Source organism: Shewanella carassii (genome assembly GCF_019670705.1).
GTDB classification, from domain to species: Bacteria; Pseudomonadota; Gammaproteobacteria; order Enterobacterales; family Shewanellaceae; genus Shewanella; species Shewanella carassii.
The window spans coordinates 641490-657297 of the sequence record NZ_AP024618.1 but is presented as its reverse complement, the minus strand read 5'-3'; the positions used below and the strand labels follow the sequence as shown (position 1 = coordinate 657297).

The window sequence follows — 15808 nt, the reverse complement described above, 5'->3', positions numbered from 1 at the left end:
TGATTACCCAATCTCAGGACTGACAAACGAGGCGCGCCTGACAGTCTATTTTCAATAACTCCTCCAGGAAGGCGTTTACCTGGTACTTTTCGTCGCGATGATACATGCGTAAGTTCGGATAATCATACACCGGCCGCAATTGGTAAATCTGTCGGCTGCTTAACACTTCTGCTAATTTAGCATCATGATAAATCCGTACAGTGACTTTGGGAGCAGGCACCAAGCCGCCCTTTCCCACATGGCGGGAAATACTGATCAGCTGGGTATAGCGGGTATTTTCCAGCAACTCGACATCCAGGCAACCGAAGTCTCCTTCCACCTGCCAGCTTTCGCCCACTTCCCCCTCATCCGGTAACCAGCGCTGAATATGGCCATAATTGCGACCACACAGGGCTAAAAAGCGGCTGACATCCGGCTGATATTTCTTGTCACTGTCTCTCTTATTCATTGGCCTGCAATAAAGTTTGATAATTGAGCTGCAACCATTGCAGTCCGAGCACGGTTGAAGCATTGTCGATTTCGCCACTGAGCACCTTGGCATAAGCATCACTGCGGGACAGCACATGCAGCCTAATGTCCTCATGCTCTTCGGCCAAGCCATGCAATCCGTTTGCCTTTGATGAGTCGACTTCAGCCCAATAGAAGAAGAAGCGTTCACTGCAACCTCCGGGGCTGGAAAGATAGCTGCTTACGGCCGAAATTGCACTGGAGTGGAGTCCAGTTTCTTCCAAAAGTTCCCGTTTGGCCACCTCCTCGGCCACTTCACCGGGGGCAATCATACCCGCCACCAACTCCAACAGCCAAGGAGATTCACTAGTTTCCAATGCCGGAAATCGCACCTGCTCTATCAGCACCACTTTGTCTTCTTGCGGATCGTAGGGCAAAACCACCACGGCATGACCGCGTTCAAATACTTCGCGAGTCACTTCATCGCTCCAGCCCCCGGCAAACAACCGATGACGGAAACGATATTCCTCCATCCGGAAAAATCCCCGGTACAGCGTGCGCTGCCCCAGCACCTGAATATCCTTTTTGGTGAATTTTTCTGCTGCCATTTTCACTCCGCTTTAGCTATAAAAGGTGCAATTTCGAACCACCCGGCACCATTTGCCAATAAAATCTGTTACACTTCCGAATTGACTTGAAAACGGTTGATTTTTTAGTATCAAAACCATTAAGTTTTGCTGTATCGGGAAGCGTCGGGAAGCGCAAACCGCCTTTATCAAAGGCATTAACAGTCTAACGAAGTTGAAACCACCCGTCACAGGGTGTTTGTCTATAAGGACAGCCAATGAAATTCAAGATCCGCACTTTATGCGCGGCGTTAACGCTCGCAGTTTCTGCCCCGGCCGTTCAAGCCGACGATTTACTTCAGATATATCAGCAGGCATTAACCAATGATCCCGTAGTGCTCCAAGCCAAGGCACAAAGAGATCAACTATATGAAAAAGTTGAAGAAAACCGCGCCCCACTGCTACCAAGCATCAGTGCCAATGTCGGTTACAATAAAGCCTGGAACGATCCTTCTGAAGATAGCAGCGGCCTGACAGGTGCCATCCAACTCAACCAAGTCATCTATAACCATGCCGCTTGGGTAGGTTTGAGCCTGGCAGAGAAAGCCGCATCACAGGCCGATGCCGTCTACGCCTCAGCCCTGCAGACATTGATCACCCGGGTAACCACCGCTTACTTTGACGTGTTGGCGGCCAAGGACAACTACGAATTCAAAGGTGCCGAGAAGCGTGCCATCGAGCGTCAGCTGGAACAAACCAAGCAACGCTTTGCTGTTGGTCTGACAGCCATTACCGATGTCCATGAAGCACAGGCTCAGTATGACCTGGCGACCGCTGCCGAAATTCTGGCCGAGAATGAACTGATCAACAGCTATGAAGCCCTGCGGGAAATCACCGGCATAGATCACAAGAGCATCGATATCCTGGACACCAACCGCTTCTCTGCAGCCAGCCCAACCCCGGCGATGCCAAGCGATTGGCTAAAGATGGCCGAGACCAACAGTGTCGACTTGCTGACCCAGCGTATCGGTAAAGATATCGCCCAGGAAACCATCAGCCTCTATAAGGCCGGCCATATGCCATCTCTGAGCCTGAGTGCCGGTTATACCAAAGGCCTGGAGCAGGAAGTGGGCAGCCAGAGCCAACCCGACTTCGATAACGGTACTGTAGGCGTTAACCTGAGCGTGCCTATCTTTGAAGGTTTCAAGGTCAGCTCTCAGGTGAAACAAGCGCAATACGCCTATGTTGAAGCTAGCCAGAGACTGGAGCAGACCTACCGCCAAGTAGTCAAAAATGTTCGCAACAACTTCAACAACGTTGGCGCTTCTATCAGCTCCATCAAGGCCTATGAGCAGTCAGTGCTCTCTTCCGAAAGTGCATTGAAAGCCACTCAAGCCGGTTTTGAAGTGGGTACCCGTACCATAGTTGACGTGCTGAACCGTACCCGGGATCTGTATGATTCCAAGCGTCAGCTGTCCAACGCCCGTTACGGCTATATCAAGTCGATATTGGCACTGAAACAGGCCACAGGCACCCTGAATGAAGATGATGTCATCTCCATCAACAACGGCCTGACAACTCCTGCACAGCAGTAAGGGAGTTTAACCAATAAAAAAACCGCCAGCTGGCGGTTTTTTTGTGACTAATCGACTGAAACGGAATTAGAACACCAGTTCTACGCCGGCAAAGAAGCCGTCAAACTGCATATTACTGCTCATGCCGTTGAAGCCGTTCACGTCAAATTTAAACTCGCGATAACCGGCACGCACCCGGGTATCCAGCGCCACGCCATCAAACTCCCAGCCCAGACCCACTTGGTAGTCATAGACATTGGACTCATTGATACCGGCCAACACATCGGCAAAGGCGTACAGGCCGAAGAAAGGCAGGCCAACCTCGGCATTGGCATAACCCATGACCACACCGCTGTCGATATCACGCTGTTCAGGATGCCCCTTGTCTGCCACCCGGAAAGAACCATCCATCAACTTATAGGCACCACCCACATCCAGAGCAACCAGATCATTGTCCAGCAGCTCATAGTAGAGGATAAAGTCTGTGTTGCTCAGGTCAGCCGTGGCGTAAACATCACCGCTGAAGCTGTGGCCGTTGAAATTGAAGTTGGCATTGCTCATCGCGCCATCTTCTTTCAGGCGGTTTTCGCGGATCTTCAGGTTGGGCAGCAATGGCACAGGGTGCTCAACGCTGAACCAAAGGCTGTACTGGGCGGAAGAGTCATAGTTGAACTCCTGCTGCGGCTGGCCTTTCTCGGCGAAAGTACCGCTGGCATCTCCTTTCCAGTAATCGGCGCCTACCTTAAAGCCTACGACTGTTGCTGCCTGGGCGGAGGTCGCCATCAAAGAAGCCAGCAAGGCTGTCGCCAATAAAGTCTTTTTCATAAATTAACCCTGTGAAAGCAAGTTGGTTAAATCAATCACCGCGGCATTGGCGCGGGACACATAGTTGGCCATCACCAAGGAATGGTTGGCCACCAAACCGAATCCGGAACCGTTGAGGATCATTGGGCTCCAGACTGTTTGCTGAGTCGCTTCCAGTTCACGGATGATCTGTTTGAGACTCACTTCGGCATTCTTTTTCTTCAGTACGTCAGCAAAATCGACTTCTACTGCCTTCATGAAATTCAGCAAGGCCCAGGCAGAGCCTCTGGATTCATAGAAGACATCGTCTATTTGCCACCAGCTGGTCTTAATCTGCTGACTCGCCAGGTTGGGGGTCGACTGACGGGCGGCACTGTCGCCGGCCAGATCGGTATTCAGCCTCTCCTGACCCACACTGGCCGCCAGACGTTGCGACATGCTGCCCAAGCGCTTCTGCACCTCTTTCAACCACTCATTGAGGTTATCGGCACGGGCATAAAACTGGGCATCCGGGTTATTGGGATCCATCATCCGCGCCCGGTAAACCTTCAATAGCTTGATGGCATCACGATATTCGCTCTCGGCACTGGGCACCAGCCAACTGGTATGCTCAATATTCAGCTTGGAGTGCGCTTCCAGCAGATCTTTGTCGGCGGTGGACTGAGACTGGGAGCGGCTGAACTCTTTGCGCATGATCAAGGCGAGATCCCGCACCTGTTCCAGGGCACCGAATTCAAACGCCGGCATGTTGTCCATCATCACAGAAGGCGGCATCATGTCGTTGGACAACCAGCCTCCTTGCTTATCCAGCAAGGTCTCCATGGTATTGATCAGCGCACTGGTAGTGGCATAACCTGTGATTTTCTCGCCTTTTTCCGATGTCATCACCTGGGGGGGCAGTACTTCGGGTTCAATACTCCACCACACACTGATGCCGTATGCGATAACGAACACTATGGCCGCAGCACCGACACCTTTTTTCCATGTCATTTGCATCCCGGGTTCTCCTTAATGATGGTGATGATGCTCTTGAGCTGCAGGAGCATCATGAGGGGATTTTACTTCGAGTTCGATATTGAGGGTTTCACCATTGGCAAAACTCAGTGTCATAGGCACTTTTTGCCCCAGCTCTAACGGTGCCTTGAGGCCCATGATCATGATGTGATCGCCGCTGCTTTGCAGCGTCAACTGGCCATGCTCAGGCAGCGGGAAAGCCGCAACATGGCGCATTTTAACCAGGCCGTCTTCTTCAATCAGGGTATGCAGCATGGTTTCACGGGCCACAGGGGTGCTGGCAGAAACCAGCTCAGTCGCCGCGCCATGGTTGCTGAGTGTCAGATACGCCGCCGTATTGGGAACTGAAGCGGGCATGGCCCGGATATATCCTTGTTCGAGCATTATGTTCGAGGCGAAGGCGCTGGCACTGATGCCGGCCAGCAAGATAACTTTAAACAGTTGTTTGAATATCGCCATCTATGTCTTAAACTCCATGTAAAACCCATTTCGTCAGCAAAGGAAACAACGAATGAGCACGATTCAGGTTCAGGATGAGCAGGGTGTACGCATCATACGTTTTAACCGTCCGGATAAACGTAACGCCCTCGATCTCGATATGTATAAGCAGCTTACAGAATACCTGATCCAGGGGGAAGCGGACAACGAGATCCGTGCCTTTCTGCTGACAGGCAGTGAAAACTGCTTCACTTCAGGCAATGATGTGGCGGATTTTCTCAAGCAGCCGGATCTGGGCCCCAACCATCCTGCAGTGCGATTTCTCTTTTGCCTGCTGGAGCTGAAAAAGCCCTTGGTCGCCGCGGTCAGCGGAGCCGCTGTCGGGATCGGTACCACGCTGTTGCTGCATTGTGACCTGGTCTATGCCGATAACACAGCCCAGTTCCGTTTGCCCTTTATCGACCTGGCACTGGTGCCTGAAGCCGGCTCCAGCCTGCTACTGCCTGAGTTGGTCGGTTACCAAAAGGCCTCTGAGCTATTGTTGCTGGGCGAGAGTTTCGATGCCGAAACGGCGCTGGATCTCAAACTCATCAACCGCATGTTGAGTCCGGTGGAGCTCTTCCCTTATGCGCTGGAAAAGGCCAAGGCCCTGGCTTCCAAGCCACCTCAGGCGCTGCAACTCACCAGACAACTTATGCGGCCACACAAGAGCCGGGTACAACACCAGATGCACCAGGAGTTGGAACTCTTCGGCCAGCGTCTGCAGAGCGATGAAGCCAAAGCGGTTTTCCGCCAGTTTCTCAACAAAGGTTAAATCATCGAGGCTGAATCCAATGTTGCTGCGGCTGGGCTGACACCAAGCCAGTCGCAGCAACACTACTACTCCTGCCATTGACTGGACTTGCCTATTCCCCATACTGCCAATGCCAATATCAGAACGGGCCAAATCATTGCAAAGCCGCTGATAAACATCAGTAATGCCGCAGCAACACAAAGTACGCACACCACAGCCAACACACTGAAAGTCATTGCGGCCCAGACCAATGCCAGCATCGCGGTTATCAGGGTCAACACCCAGCTCCAGTTCTCGGCATCCAACCATAAAAACGGACTACCCCAAATCCCCACTGACATAAACTCGCGGCTGAGCAGAGAGACCATAAGGATCAGCGCGCCGACAATGCTCCATACCAGTAACTGAGACAGCAACCTATATCTTCTGTGCTTGTTTCGACTCTTGTTATACATACTCATTTCACCCACTTGGGCCACAGCAGTGCCAGGGCAAAGTAAGCCGTCAATCCGAGCAATGGGTGCATCAGAGTGATGATTGCGGCAACAATTCGGGTCCAGAATACCGACCAGCCAAAACGCTCGGCCATATCGCGGCATAGGCCACAGACGATGGAAGAATTTCCCTTGAGTGTACGTTCCAAATCAAACATAACTGACTCCGATTATCTCGTTAACTGTATCTGCCGGGCACCGCAGGCTAACAACGCCACCAGAGTGTAGCCAAGCAACGGCAGAAACATCAGTAGTGCCAAAGTGCTATTTATCCACATAGGCACCTCAATCGTTGGCTTGGGTCAGAACACTGGTCTCCACGGGTAATTCGGTGATCTGACTCAGGGTTTCTTGAGTCATCTCCTCGCTCAGTTGGGCCACGCTACGCTCCAGTTCCTGTTGCAGGGAGGCCAGCATTTCACGCTTGGCACTAAGCAACATGGTCTGGGCCTGTTGGCTCAGGTTCTGTTCAACAGCACTGAGGATAGGTTGAGTAGGCAGTACATCGGCCTGGGCTGAAACACTGGCTGAGGCCAAAACAACGCCAAGAAGCAAAGATTGAATAGTCAGGTTGGAAGTTTTCATGCTTGTCATCCCTTTCTGGTTAAGCTGAACGGGTCAGCGGTCAAGATGACTAATTCAAAGGGCGTGCCAACTGGGAAAAGTTTCGATTAAGGATATGATATTAAATGAAATAAAAAATAAAAACGGCCAATCATTAACCCAGAATGACTGACCGTAGCAGCACAAAAATACAGCAATTTCCTATCCGTTGGTAAAAAGCACTATCACCATAGCGATTTTCACCACTCGGGTATTACAGCAAGGTCAAACTCCGCTGTGCATCATTTCACGGGCCTGCAGTAACACTTCTATGCCGGCCCCCGGCTTGTGGGCATTCTCGCTCAGATGACGGCGCCAACTACGAGAGCCGGGGATCCCCTGATACAAGCCTGTCATGTGTCTGCTGATATGATTCAAGCGGCCACCCGACTGTAGATGAGCTTCCACATAGGGCAACATGGCATCCACCACCTGATCGCGACTCATAACCTGGCTATCGAGGCCAAAGATCTTCTGATCCACCTCGGCCAGCAGATAGGGATTTTGGTAGGCTTCGCGCCCCACCATCACCCCATCCAGCTGGGCCAGATGAGCATGCATCTCTTCAAAGCTCTTGATACCACCATTGATGCTGATATGCAGGCCGGGAAAATCCTGCTTCAATTGATAAACCCTGGGATAATCCAATGGCGGGATCTCACGGTTTTCCTTGGGACTAAGCCCCTGCAACCAGGCCTTGCGGGCATGAACGATAAAAGTATCGCAGCCGGCAGCACTCACCTTGGTAATGAAGTCACAAAGAAATTCGTAGGAATCTTTGTCGTCTATGCCGATGCGGGTCTTGACCGTCACCGGGATATCCACCTTCTGGCGCATGGCATCGACGCAATGGGCCACCAGCTCGGGATCTTCCATCAAACAAGCGCCAAAGCGGCCGTTCTGAACTCTATCCGAAGGGCATCCCACATTGAGGTTTACTTCGTCATACCCCCTTTGCTGGGCGATTTCGGCGCAGCGGGCCAGATCCTCAACATTGGAGCCGCCCAGTTGCAATGCCAGCGGGTGCTCTTCTTGGTTATAAGCCAGATAATCGCCCTTGCCATGCAGTATCGCGCCTGTGGTCACCATCTCAGTGTAGAGCAGCGTCTGACTCGACATCAGCCGGGCAAAGTAACGATAATGGCGATCCGTCCAATCCAGCATGGGGGCAATGGAAAAACGGCGGTTGGCATCGATAGAGCTTGGCATTCACAGATCCGGTACGCAAAAATGGGCCGCTATTTTACCCTCTGTGGCCATAAAACGACAGCCGCAGATAAATCCCGCTCATAAACCCGAATCAAAGGTCATTCTATTGCCGCCGAAGACTTTTGATCCGAGTTACTCAAACTCTGTCTCTATCCCGGCATAAATCAACAACATTTCAGCCAGCGAGCTCACCTGCATGCCCTTCATCAGGTTGGATCTGTGGATCTCCACTGTGCGCATGGCGATGCAGAGTTCGTCGGCTATCTGCTGGTTCTTATAGCCCTTGGCGATGAGATGCAATATCTCTTTCTCCCTCGGAGTCAGCGCCTGGTAGATGCCTTGCAGCTTTCGGCGCTTGGCGATTTCGGCAGAGTGACTCAGCGCCTTGGTGACCGCCTCGGCCAGGCGAGCGCCATCGGCGGGTTTTTGAAAAAAGTCCACCGCGCCGGATTTAAGTGCATCCACCGCCAGCGGCACATCGCCATGGCCGGTGAGAAAGATCACCGCCAGCGGGCTATTACGCTCGTTGAGCAGTTGCTGCAGCTGCGCCCCACTGAGCCCTGGCATACGCATATCGAGGATCAGGCAGCCGGGCAGATCCAACAGCTGCGCCTTGAGAAAATGCTCGGCATCTTCAAAGGCCTGCACCTCAAAACCATAGCCTTCCAGCATAAACCCCAACGAGCGCCGCACCGAATCATCGTCATCCACCAGATAGACTGACTGACGCTTGTCATCGGTCGGTGAACTGTTTTGAGCAGCAAATTGTCCCGGCATTTTTCTTTCTCCTTGGCAAAACGGGTTTAAGCCAGCAACACTGTGACCAGACAACCGCCCTCAGGCGGCTGCAGCAGGCTAATGCTGCCGCCATGGCTCTCGGCGATTTCGCGGCAGATCACCAGCCCCAGCCCCAGGCCATCTGTCTTGGTACTGGTAAAGGCCTGCATCAGGCTCTTGCCATCCTGTTTAAGTCCAGGGCCATTGTCCTGCACTTCCAGCAAGAGCTTGCCGGGCTGAGATTGATAATCCAGCCGCAGCGCAATAAGGCGCTCGACCTTAGGCTCTTCAGCCAAGGCTTCGATGGCATTTTTAAGCAGATTCAACAAGAGTTGCTGCATGGCGACCGTATCCAGTTGCATGGGGCTTTCTTCGCCGACAATCTGCCAATCGACGCGGATCGATTGTTTCTCCAATTCATGCCCCAGCAGAATAAGCGTCTCGCTCAGCAAGGGGCTGAACGGCTGCAACTGTTTTTGCGGCGGGCGCTTTTTCAAAAGCCCCCTGAGCCTTTGAATGATACCGTGGGCGCGGCCCACTTCCGACTGTATCTGTTCCAGTGCCAGCGGCAACTTGTCAAGTTGCCCCTGTTGCAGCCTGACACTGGCGCCGTGGCAATAGTTGCCTATGGCCGCCAAAGGTTGGTTCAACTCATGGGCCAGACTGGCCCCCAGTTCACCGGCCACCGCCGCCCGCTGGGCATGTTCCAGCAAACTGAGGTTTTCACTCAGTTGCCGCTGGGCCTTGGCCAGTTCCCGGCCGCGGCGGCTGAAACTGTATTCGAGCCAGAAGTGATAACCGTTGAGCAGCACCAGCAGCGCCAGCAAGCTCCAGCCCCAATGACTGTGAGCCTTGAGCCACTGCAGCGCCCTTTGCCACCAAGGCGCCTGCAATGGGTGCAGGTCCAGATCCTTGAGCAGCTTATCAATGGCCAGTTGACTGACCGCCGTGGTCCACCCCAGCGAGCCGGACATTTTGGCCGCCTCACTGTCTTCCGGCAGTGCCAATAGGGCCAGGGTCAACTGCTTGGCCAGCCCTTGACTGGCACGACTGGTCTTGGCCATGGACCAGTTGGGATAGAGGCGGGTCGACACCTCGCAGGCAAACCCTGCCGGTGCCTGATTGTCCAGCACCCGATAGTGCCCGGCATCGATAAGCCCCTCCGCCGCCATCTGCTCCAACTGGCAGACTGGCACCACAGCGGCGTCTATGCTGCCATCGCGCAGGCGATAGAGCAGATTATCCAGCGGGAATCCCAAAGATTGGATCTCGGCCACATAGCTTGGCAGGTCTATCTGCTTGAGCCGCGCTTCATACACCAAGGTCAGGTAGCCGCCGAAGGCCTGGGTCGAGACTATCCCCAGGCGCTTGTTCCTGAGATCTTGCAGATGTTGCAGGCTGGACTCGCTTCTTACCACCAGCGCCGAACCCACCTGCATCGGCTCACCGGCATTGAGGCGGCTCTTGAGGGTTGCCAGCCAGCTTAAGGAATACTGCCGCGCCAACAGCACAGATTGGCCCGGATTGGTGATCACAAAGTCCAGCTCCTGAGCGGCCACCGCCTGCGATAGCTGCTCCAGCGTCAAGGGGTGCAGGCGAAAGTAATATCCGGGGATCTGCTGCTCGAGCCAATTCATGGTGGGTTGCCAACGGTTGATGCTGTCGCTGTAGCCCCGGGTAGCCAACACACCTATATCCACCACGGCCTTATCAGTCAGCGCTCCAGTTGTCATGGCTGGGCCTGATAGCGGCAAAGGCTCAGTCGCTGCCGCAGCTGACGACCAATGGCCGAGCAGTACAGCCGCAAACAGATAACACAGCAGATACAGGATTCTCATCTCTTGGTTTTAGCTCCGGTTAGGAAATGTTGCGGCCACAAGCGGCAGGGGCAACATCAGTCTGCCCGCCATTCTAGCCTCAATTTCTTGCGCTGGATCAATAGCAGCCCCGATATGTGGAAAACCACTATAGAGACCAGGGGCGCCAGTTGCCGAGAATACAGGCAACAGGAGCCCGGTGGGTTTCCAATCACCGCAAGACTCAGGAGTCTGTATGGACAAGAGTAAACGTCAACTACTGGGGCAAATCGCCGCCATCAGCGCCGGAGCTGCGTTTTTGCCCGTCGCCCAGGCATCGACTTCCAAGCCCCAGGCAACCAGTGGCAAACGCTATGGCATGCTGATCGATCTGCGCCGCTGCGTCGGTTGCCAGGCTTGTACTGTCGCCTGCACCATAGAAAATCACCCCCCACTGGGGCAGTTTCGTACCACAGTCAACCAGTATGAAGTGACCCAAGGGCAGGAAAGCGCCTTTATGATGCTGCCCAGGCTCTGCAATCACTGCGAAAACCCACCCTGCATCCCGGTTTGCCCCACAGGCGCCACATTTCAGCGCCAAGACGGCATAGTGGTAGTCGACAGCCACTGGTGTGTCGGCTGCGGCTACTGTGTCCAGGCCTGTCCCTACGATGCGCGCTTTATCAACCATGACACCAACACCGCCGACAAGTGCACCTTCTGCGCCCATCGGCTGGAAGCGGGCTTGCTACCGGCCTGCGTCGAAACCTGTGTCGGTGAGGCCAGGATCATCGGCGATCTCAACGATCCCGGCAGCCAAATCAGTCGCATGCTGGCCGAGCACAGAAACGAGATCAAGGTACTCAAGCCCTCGGCCGAAACCTCGCCCTGCGTATTCTATCTGGGGATGACAGCCGCATTTGAAGAAAGGATCCGTGGCGAAGCGCCGGTTCGCAGCCTGATGACCGCCACTGGAGAGGAGTTGCACCATGGACATTAAAGAGATCTTGACCCCGGATATCGCCATCACCTGGTTACCCTGGGCGGTGCAATACTTCTTTATGATGGGACTGGCCTATTCCGCGGTGTGGATTGCGGCGCTAACCATTATCCGCCCCGGCGCCAAGGATAAGCGCCTGCTGACACTCTGCGGCAGCCTGATCCTCAGCACAGCCATAGTGGCACCTGTGGCACTCTTGGCCGATCTGCACCAACCCGCCCGCGCCTGGCACTTCTATATGCAGCTCAGGCTGGATTCCTGGATGTGGTATGGCGCCTGGTTACTGCCGCTATTTATGGCAGCGGCGCTGGCCTTTGCCTACCTCTTGCTGCGCCCTTCCCTTCCGACTCAGCCCAAAGATGGCTGGAGCCGCCTGGGATACTGGTTACGCCTGGGGAACTGGCAAGGCGAGCCCTGGCTCAAGCCTCTAGCCTGGGTTGCCCTGCTCAGCGGCCTGAGTATCGCCCTCTACACCGGCATGGAAACCATGGCCATCAAGGCCAGGCCGCTGTGGCACAGTTACTGGCTGCCGCCCCTGTTTGCGGCCAGCGCCCTGGCCGCCGGCAGCGGTATGCTGATTTGGCTCAACCGCCTGTTCAATGGCCATAAGCAGGAGACCGACAAACAGCTGCTGCTCTGGCTGCGTGGCTCCTTCGCCCTGTTTGCCCTGTTGCTTATCGGCTGGGCCCTCAGTGGCGGCAACAGCGCCAATGAAGCCAGATTACTGCTCGGCGACAGCCCCAGTTGGCAACTGGCCGCTATCTGGGTGCTGGCAACCCTGGCCTTGTTGGCGCTGCTGCTGGCCTTCAGAAATCTACCCCGCTGGGCCTTGCTGTTTGGCAGCTTTGCCGCCATCCACCTGGCTTGGGGCTTTCGCTGGCTGGTGCTTATCCAGGCGCAGACGGATCCCAAGTATGGCGCCGGCACCTACTTCTATGAACTGCCCTGGGGCCCACAGGGGCTACTAGGGATCCTGGGTACCTTTGGCCTATGGCTGGCCCTGATCACCCTGATTTCCGAACTGATACGTCAGTCTGCCACCGGACTGAAAGGAGCCGCATAATGGACAAGAGTAAACGCCGTTTTATCAAAGGGGCTGCCATCACAGGTGGTACCGGACTATTTGTTGCAGGCTACAGCCACACCCTAACCCAGCTGGGCAAGGGCCTGGTCAATGGCAGCTCGGGCAAAAACACCCAAGAAGCGATTCATGGCAACTCGCTGGCACCTGAGCTCAAAGTCGACCTGAATAGCGGCCAACTGAGCGCCAATGACAACCAACGTCTGGCCAATACCATGTGTTTCGGTTGCTGGACCAAATGCGGGGTGCGGGCCCGTATCGATAATGAAACCGACAGCATTATCCGTATCAACGGTAATCCTTATCATCCGCTGTCGGCCCGTGAACACCTGGACTTTGACACCCCGGTGCGCGATGCCCTGGTGGCTACCAGCGCCTGGCAAGAACAGGGGCTTGCCGGGCGTTCCACCGCCTGCGCCCGCGGTAACGCCATGCTGGAGTTATTGGACAGCCCCTATCGGGTAACACGCTGCCTGAAACGAGTCGGCCCCAGAGGTTCGGGCCAGTGGCAGAGCATAGCCTTCGAGCAGTTGCTCAAGGAGGTCGTCGAAGGTGGCGATCTGTTTGGTGAAGGCCATGTGGATGGACTCAGGGCGATTCGCGATCTCAACACGCCTTTGGATCCAGCCAACCCTGAATACGGCCCCAAGGCCAATCAGCTATTGGTCAGCAACGCCTCGGATGAGGGGCGGGACACGCTGATAAAACGCTTTACCTTCAACAGCTTCGGCACCCGTAACTTTGCCAACCACGGCTCTTACTGTGGCTTCAGCTATCGGGCCGGTGCCGGCGCCTTGCTGGACGATCTGAAAAAGTACGCCCACTTGAAACCGGACTGGGATCATGCCGAGTTCTTGTTGTTCATCGGCACTTCACCGCAGCAATCCGGCAACCCCTTCAAGCGCCAAGCGCGGCAAATGGCCAATGCCAGGGTCAACAACCGCAACTTCAGCTATGTTGTGGTTTCGCCCATGCTGCCCAACACCTCCAATCTGGCGTCGGCGCCGGACAATGTCTGGTTGCCAATCCGCCCGGCCACAGACGCCTCGCTGGCGATGGCTATGCTGCGCTGGATCATAGACAATCAGCGCTACAGCGCCGAGTTTCTCAGCGCTCCCAATGTCAAGGCCGCCAAAGCCGCCGGTTTCCGCGGTTTCAGTAATGCCGGTTTCCTGGTGCATTCAGACCAGGCGCATCCGAGATACGGCCAGTATCTGCACGCCAGCGAATTGGGGTTGGCCTTCAGCGGCAAGCCCTTCGGTGATGAAGACCCCTTGCTGGTGCTGGACGCCGTCAGCGGTGAACCCATGGCCGCCGAAGCCTGCCCCAAGGCGCAGCTCGAAGTGGACCGCAGACTCACAGGCCAAAATGGCCAGAGCCTGGCCTGCAAGAGCAGTTTCAGCCTGCTGGCCGAATCGGCCCGGCTCAAGACGTTGGCGCAATACAGCGCCGAATGCGATGTGCCGGTCGATGAGATTGAAGCCCTGGCCAACAAGTTCACCAGCCATGGCAGCAAGGCCGCGGTGATCAGCCACGGCGGCACCATGAGCAGCGATGGCTTCTATACCGCCTGGGCCATCATGATGCTCAACGCCATGATAGGCAATATCAACCAAAAGGGCGGCGCGCTAGCCAAAGGCGGTACTTTCCCGGCCTTCGGCAAAGGCCCACGCTACAATCTGGCCGAGTTTGACGGCATGGTGCAGCCCAAGGGAGTATTCCTGTCGCGCTCCCGTTTCCCCTATGAAAAAAGCTCGGAATACAAGCGCAAGCAGCAGGCCGGCGAGTCGCCCTACCCGGCAAAAGAACCCTGGTTCCCGATCTCGGCGCCCATGCTGAGCGAGCATCTAACCGCGGCGGTCAACGGTTACCCCTATTCGCTCAAGGCCTGGATCAACCATATGGGCAACCCTGTCTACGGTCAGGCCGGACTCGGCGCCGCCATAGGCGATAAGCTCAAAGATCCCAAGGTGCTGCCGCTGTTTATCAGTATCGATAGCTTTATCAACGAAACCACGGCGTTATCCGACTATATAGTGCCGGATACCCTCACCTATGAGTCCTGGGGCTGGACCTCGGCCTGGCAGGGCACCATGACCAAGATAGCCACCGGCCGCTGGCCGATAGTCAAACCCAGGGTAGAACACACAGTGGATGGCGATCCCGTGTGTATGGAAAGCTTCCTTACCCGGGTTGCCATGGCGCTGGCCCTGCCCGGCTTCGGTGAAAATGCGGTGCTGGCCCATGATGGCACACGCCACCCGCTGACTCGCGCCGCCGACTTCTCTCTCTACGGCGCCGCCAACGTCGCCTGGTTGGGAGAGAAAGTCCCCGCCATCGGCAAGGAAGATCTCTATTGGTCCGGGGTTGCCAGGATCATTCCCGAACTCAAGGCCCGTCTCGGCGAAGAGGAAGCATCCAGGGTGGCTTATCTCTATGCCCGCGGTGGCCGTTTCGAATCAATGAACAAGGCCAGGGATGCCGAAGGCAACCCCACCAAGGTCTGGCCCAAGCCGATGATGTTGTGGAACCCCCAAGTGGGCAGTCGCCGTCACTCCCAGAGCGGCGAGTTTCTCAGTGGTTGTCCGCGCAGTTATGGTCAACGCCTGGTCGATGGCACAGCGCTCAGGCAAGCCTTCGACCGCCAGTCCTGGCCCATGTTGCTGTCGAGCTACAAGTCACACACCATGAGCTCCATGAGTATCGGCTCTGACAGGCTCAGGCAAGTGCACCCCAATAATCCGGTGCGGATCAATAAAGACACGGCCCAAAGATTGGGCATAGCCACAGGGGATACAGTGAAAATCAGCACCCCCAACGGCAGTGTACTAGCACTGGTGGAATGCGTCGCCGGTGTGCACCCGGAGTGCATCGCCATTGAACACGGCTTTGGTCACAAGGAGCTCGGCGCGCGGGCATTCAGCATAGATGGCAAGCAGGTTGCAGCCAATCCGCTGATCCGCGCCGGGGTTAACCTCAACGATCTCGCAGTGCTGGATCCCAGCCGTTCGGGTTCCTATCCTCTGGTGGATTGGGCCAGCGGCGCCTCGGCCCGCCAGGGGCTACCGGCGAAAATCGAAAAAGTCTCCTGAAGCTCGCGCTGTGCCCGGTTTTTATGCCGGGCACAGTTTTTCCGGGCAAGAAATCGCCACAGAGCCCAAGCCATTGTTCTAAGCTAATAAGAGTGTGATCCAGTGGGCGGGAGTGAAACC

General features: G+C 55.4%; 16 protein-coding genes. 5 read left to right on the top strand and 11 right to left on the bottom strand.

The annotated features are described in order from the left end of the window. Positions 1-13 precede the first annotated feature (13 nt). The gene (locus K5621_RS03105; RefSeq protein WP_100143097.1) at positions 14-448 is read right to left on the bottom strand and encodes a DUF1249 domain-containing protein; all 435 of its coding nucleotides are present in this window, start codon (positions 446-448) and stop codon (positions 14-16) included. Further along, positions 441-1055: an ADP-ribose diphosphatase gene (nudF, locus tag K5621_RS03100; protein ID WP_100143096.1), complete on the bottom strand. Its 615-nt coding sequence runs from the start codon at positions 1053-1055 to the stop codon at positions 441-443. The genes K5621_RS03105 and nudF overlap by 8 nt, the downstream gene beginning before the upstream one ends. Before the next feature lie 236 nt (positions 1056-1291). Here nudF and tolC point away from each other — a divergent pair, with 236 nt between their 5' ends. After that, positions 1292-2608, top strand: coding sequence for an outer membrane channel protein TolC (gene tolC / locus K5621_RS03095; RefSeq protein WP_221050395.1), 1317 nt, complete (start codon positions 1292-1294; stop codon positions 2606-2608). Positions 2609-2674: 66 nt separating this feature from the next. Here the strand turns inward: tolC and K5621_RS03090 are convergent, their stop codons facing one another. From K5621_RS03090 to K5621_RS03080, 3 genes are read right to left on the bottom strand one after another with little or no spacing between them, the layout of a single operon-like run. Continuing rightward, positions 2675-3412: a TIGR04219 family outer membrane beta-barrel protein gene (locus tag K5621_RS03090; protein ID WP_100143094.1), complete on the bottom strand. Its 738-nt coding sequence runs from the start codon at positions 3410-3412 to the stop codon at positions 2675-2677. Between the two features lie 3 nt (positions 3413-3415). Next, complete coding sequence (locus tag K5621_RS03085) at positions 3416-4387, bottom strand: DUF2333 family protein (protein ID WP_100143093.1); 972 nt, start codon at positions 4385-4387, stop codon at positions 3416-3418. Positions 4388-4399: 12 nt separating this feature from the next. Next, positions 4400-4864, bottom strand: coding sequence for a copper chaperone PCu(A)C (locus K5621_RS03080; protein WP_167387654.1), 465 nt, complete (start codon positions 4862-4864; stop codon positions 4400-4402). A 52-nt stretch (positions 4865-4916) separates the two neighbouring features. Between K5621_RS03080 and K5621_RS03075 the strand changes: the two genes are divergently transcribed. After that, positions 4917-5657: an enoyl-CoA hydratase gene (locus tag K5621_RS03075; RefSeq protein WP_025886877.1), complete on the top strand. Its 741-nt coding sequence runs from the start codon at positions 4917-4919 to the stop codon at positions 5655-5657. Positions 5658-5722: 65 nt separating this feature from the next. On the opposite strand, the gene K5621_RS03070 is transcribed toward K5621_RS03075, so the two are convergent. From K5621_RS03070 to K5621_RS03045, 6 genes are all read right to left on the bottom strand, one after another. Then, complete coding sequence (locus tag K5621_RS03070; protein WP_157929050.1) at positions 5723-6097, bottom strand: hypothetical protein; 375 nt, start codon at positions 6095-6097, stop codon at positions 5723-5725. After that, positions 6094-6288 (bottom strand): PspC domain-containing protein, encoded by a 195-nt coding sequence (locus tag K5621_RS03065; RefSeq protein WP_100143091.1) that lies wholly within the window; start codon positions 6286-6288, stop codon positions 6094-6096. The genes K5621_RS03070 and K5621_RS03065 overlap by 4 nt, the downstream gene beginning before the upstream one ends. A gap of 127 nt (positions 6289-6415) precedes the next feature. Beyond that, a complete protein-coding gene (locus K5621_RS03060) occupies positions 6416-6715 on the bottom strand; it encodes a hypothetical protein (RefSeq protein ID WP_100143090.1) in 300 nt (99 codons plus the stop codon). Between the two features lie 243 nt (positions 6716-6958). Continuing rightward, a complete protein-coding gene (gene dusA / locus K5621_RS03055; RefSeq protein ID WP_221050394.1) occupies positions 6959-7942 on the bottom strand; it encodes a tRNA dihydrouridine(20/20a) synthase DusA in 984 nt (327 codons plus the stop codon). A gap of 132 nt (positions 7943-8074) precedes the next feature. After that, positions 8075-8719: a response regulator transcription factor gene (locus K5621_RS03050; RefSeq protein ID WP_052248120.1), complete on the bottom strand. Its 645-nt coding sequence runs from the start codon at positions 8717-8719 to the stop codon at positions 8075-8077. Positions 8720-8745: 26 nt separating this feature from the next. After that, positions 8746-10557, bottom strand: a complete 1812-nt coding sequence (locus tag K5621_RS03045; protein ID WP_221050393.1) for a sensor histidine kinase — start codon at positions 10555-10557, stop codon at positions 8746-8748. Positions 10558-10771: 214 nt separating this feature from the next. On the opposite strand from K5621_RS03045, the gene dsrO reads away from it, so the two are divergent. The 3 genes from dsrO to K5621_RS03030 are packed head-to-tail and all read left to right on the top strand — an operon-like array spanning position 10772 to position 15688. Next, positions 10772-11515, top strand: coding sequence for a sulfate reduction electron transfer complex DsrMKJOP subunit DsrO (gene dsrO, locus K5621_RS03040; protein ID WP_221050392.1), 744 nt, complete (start codon positions 10772-10774; stop codon positions 11513-11515). Further along, positions 11505-12578 carry an NrfD/PsrC family molybdoenzyme membrane anchor subunit gene (nrfD, locus tag K5621_RS03035; protein ID WP_221050391.1) on the top strand — a complete coding sequence of 358 codons (1074 nt, stop codon included), beginning with the start codon at positions 11505-11507 and terminating at the stop codon, positions 12576-12578. The genes dsrO and nrfD overlap by 11 nt, the downstream gene beginning before the upstream one ends. Continuing rightward, positions 12578-15688, top strand: a complete 3111-nt coding sequence (locus K5621_RS03030; protein WP_221050390.1) for a tetrathionate reductase subunit A — start codon at positions 12578-12580, stop codon at positions 15686-15688. The genes nrfD and K5621_RS03030 overlap by 1 nt, the downstream gene beginning before the upstream one ends. Positions 15689-15808 lie beyond the last annotated feature (120 nt).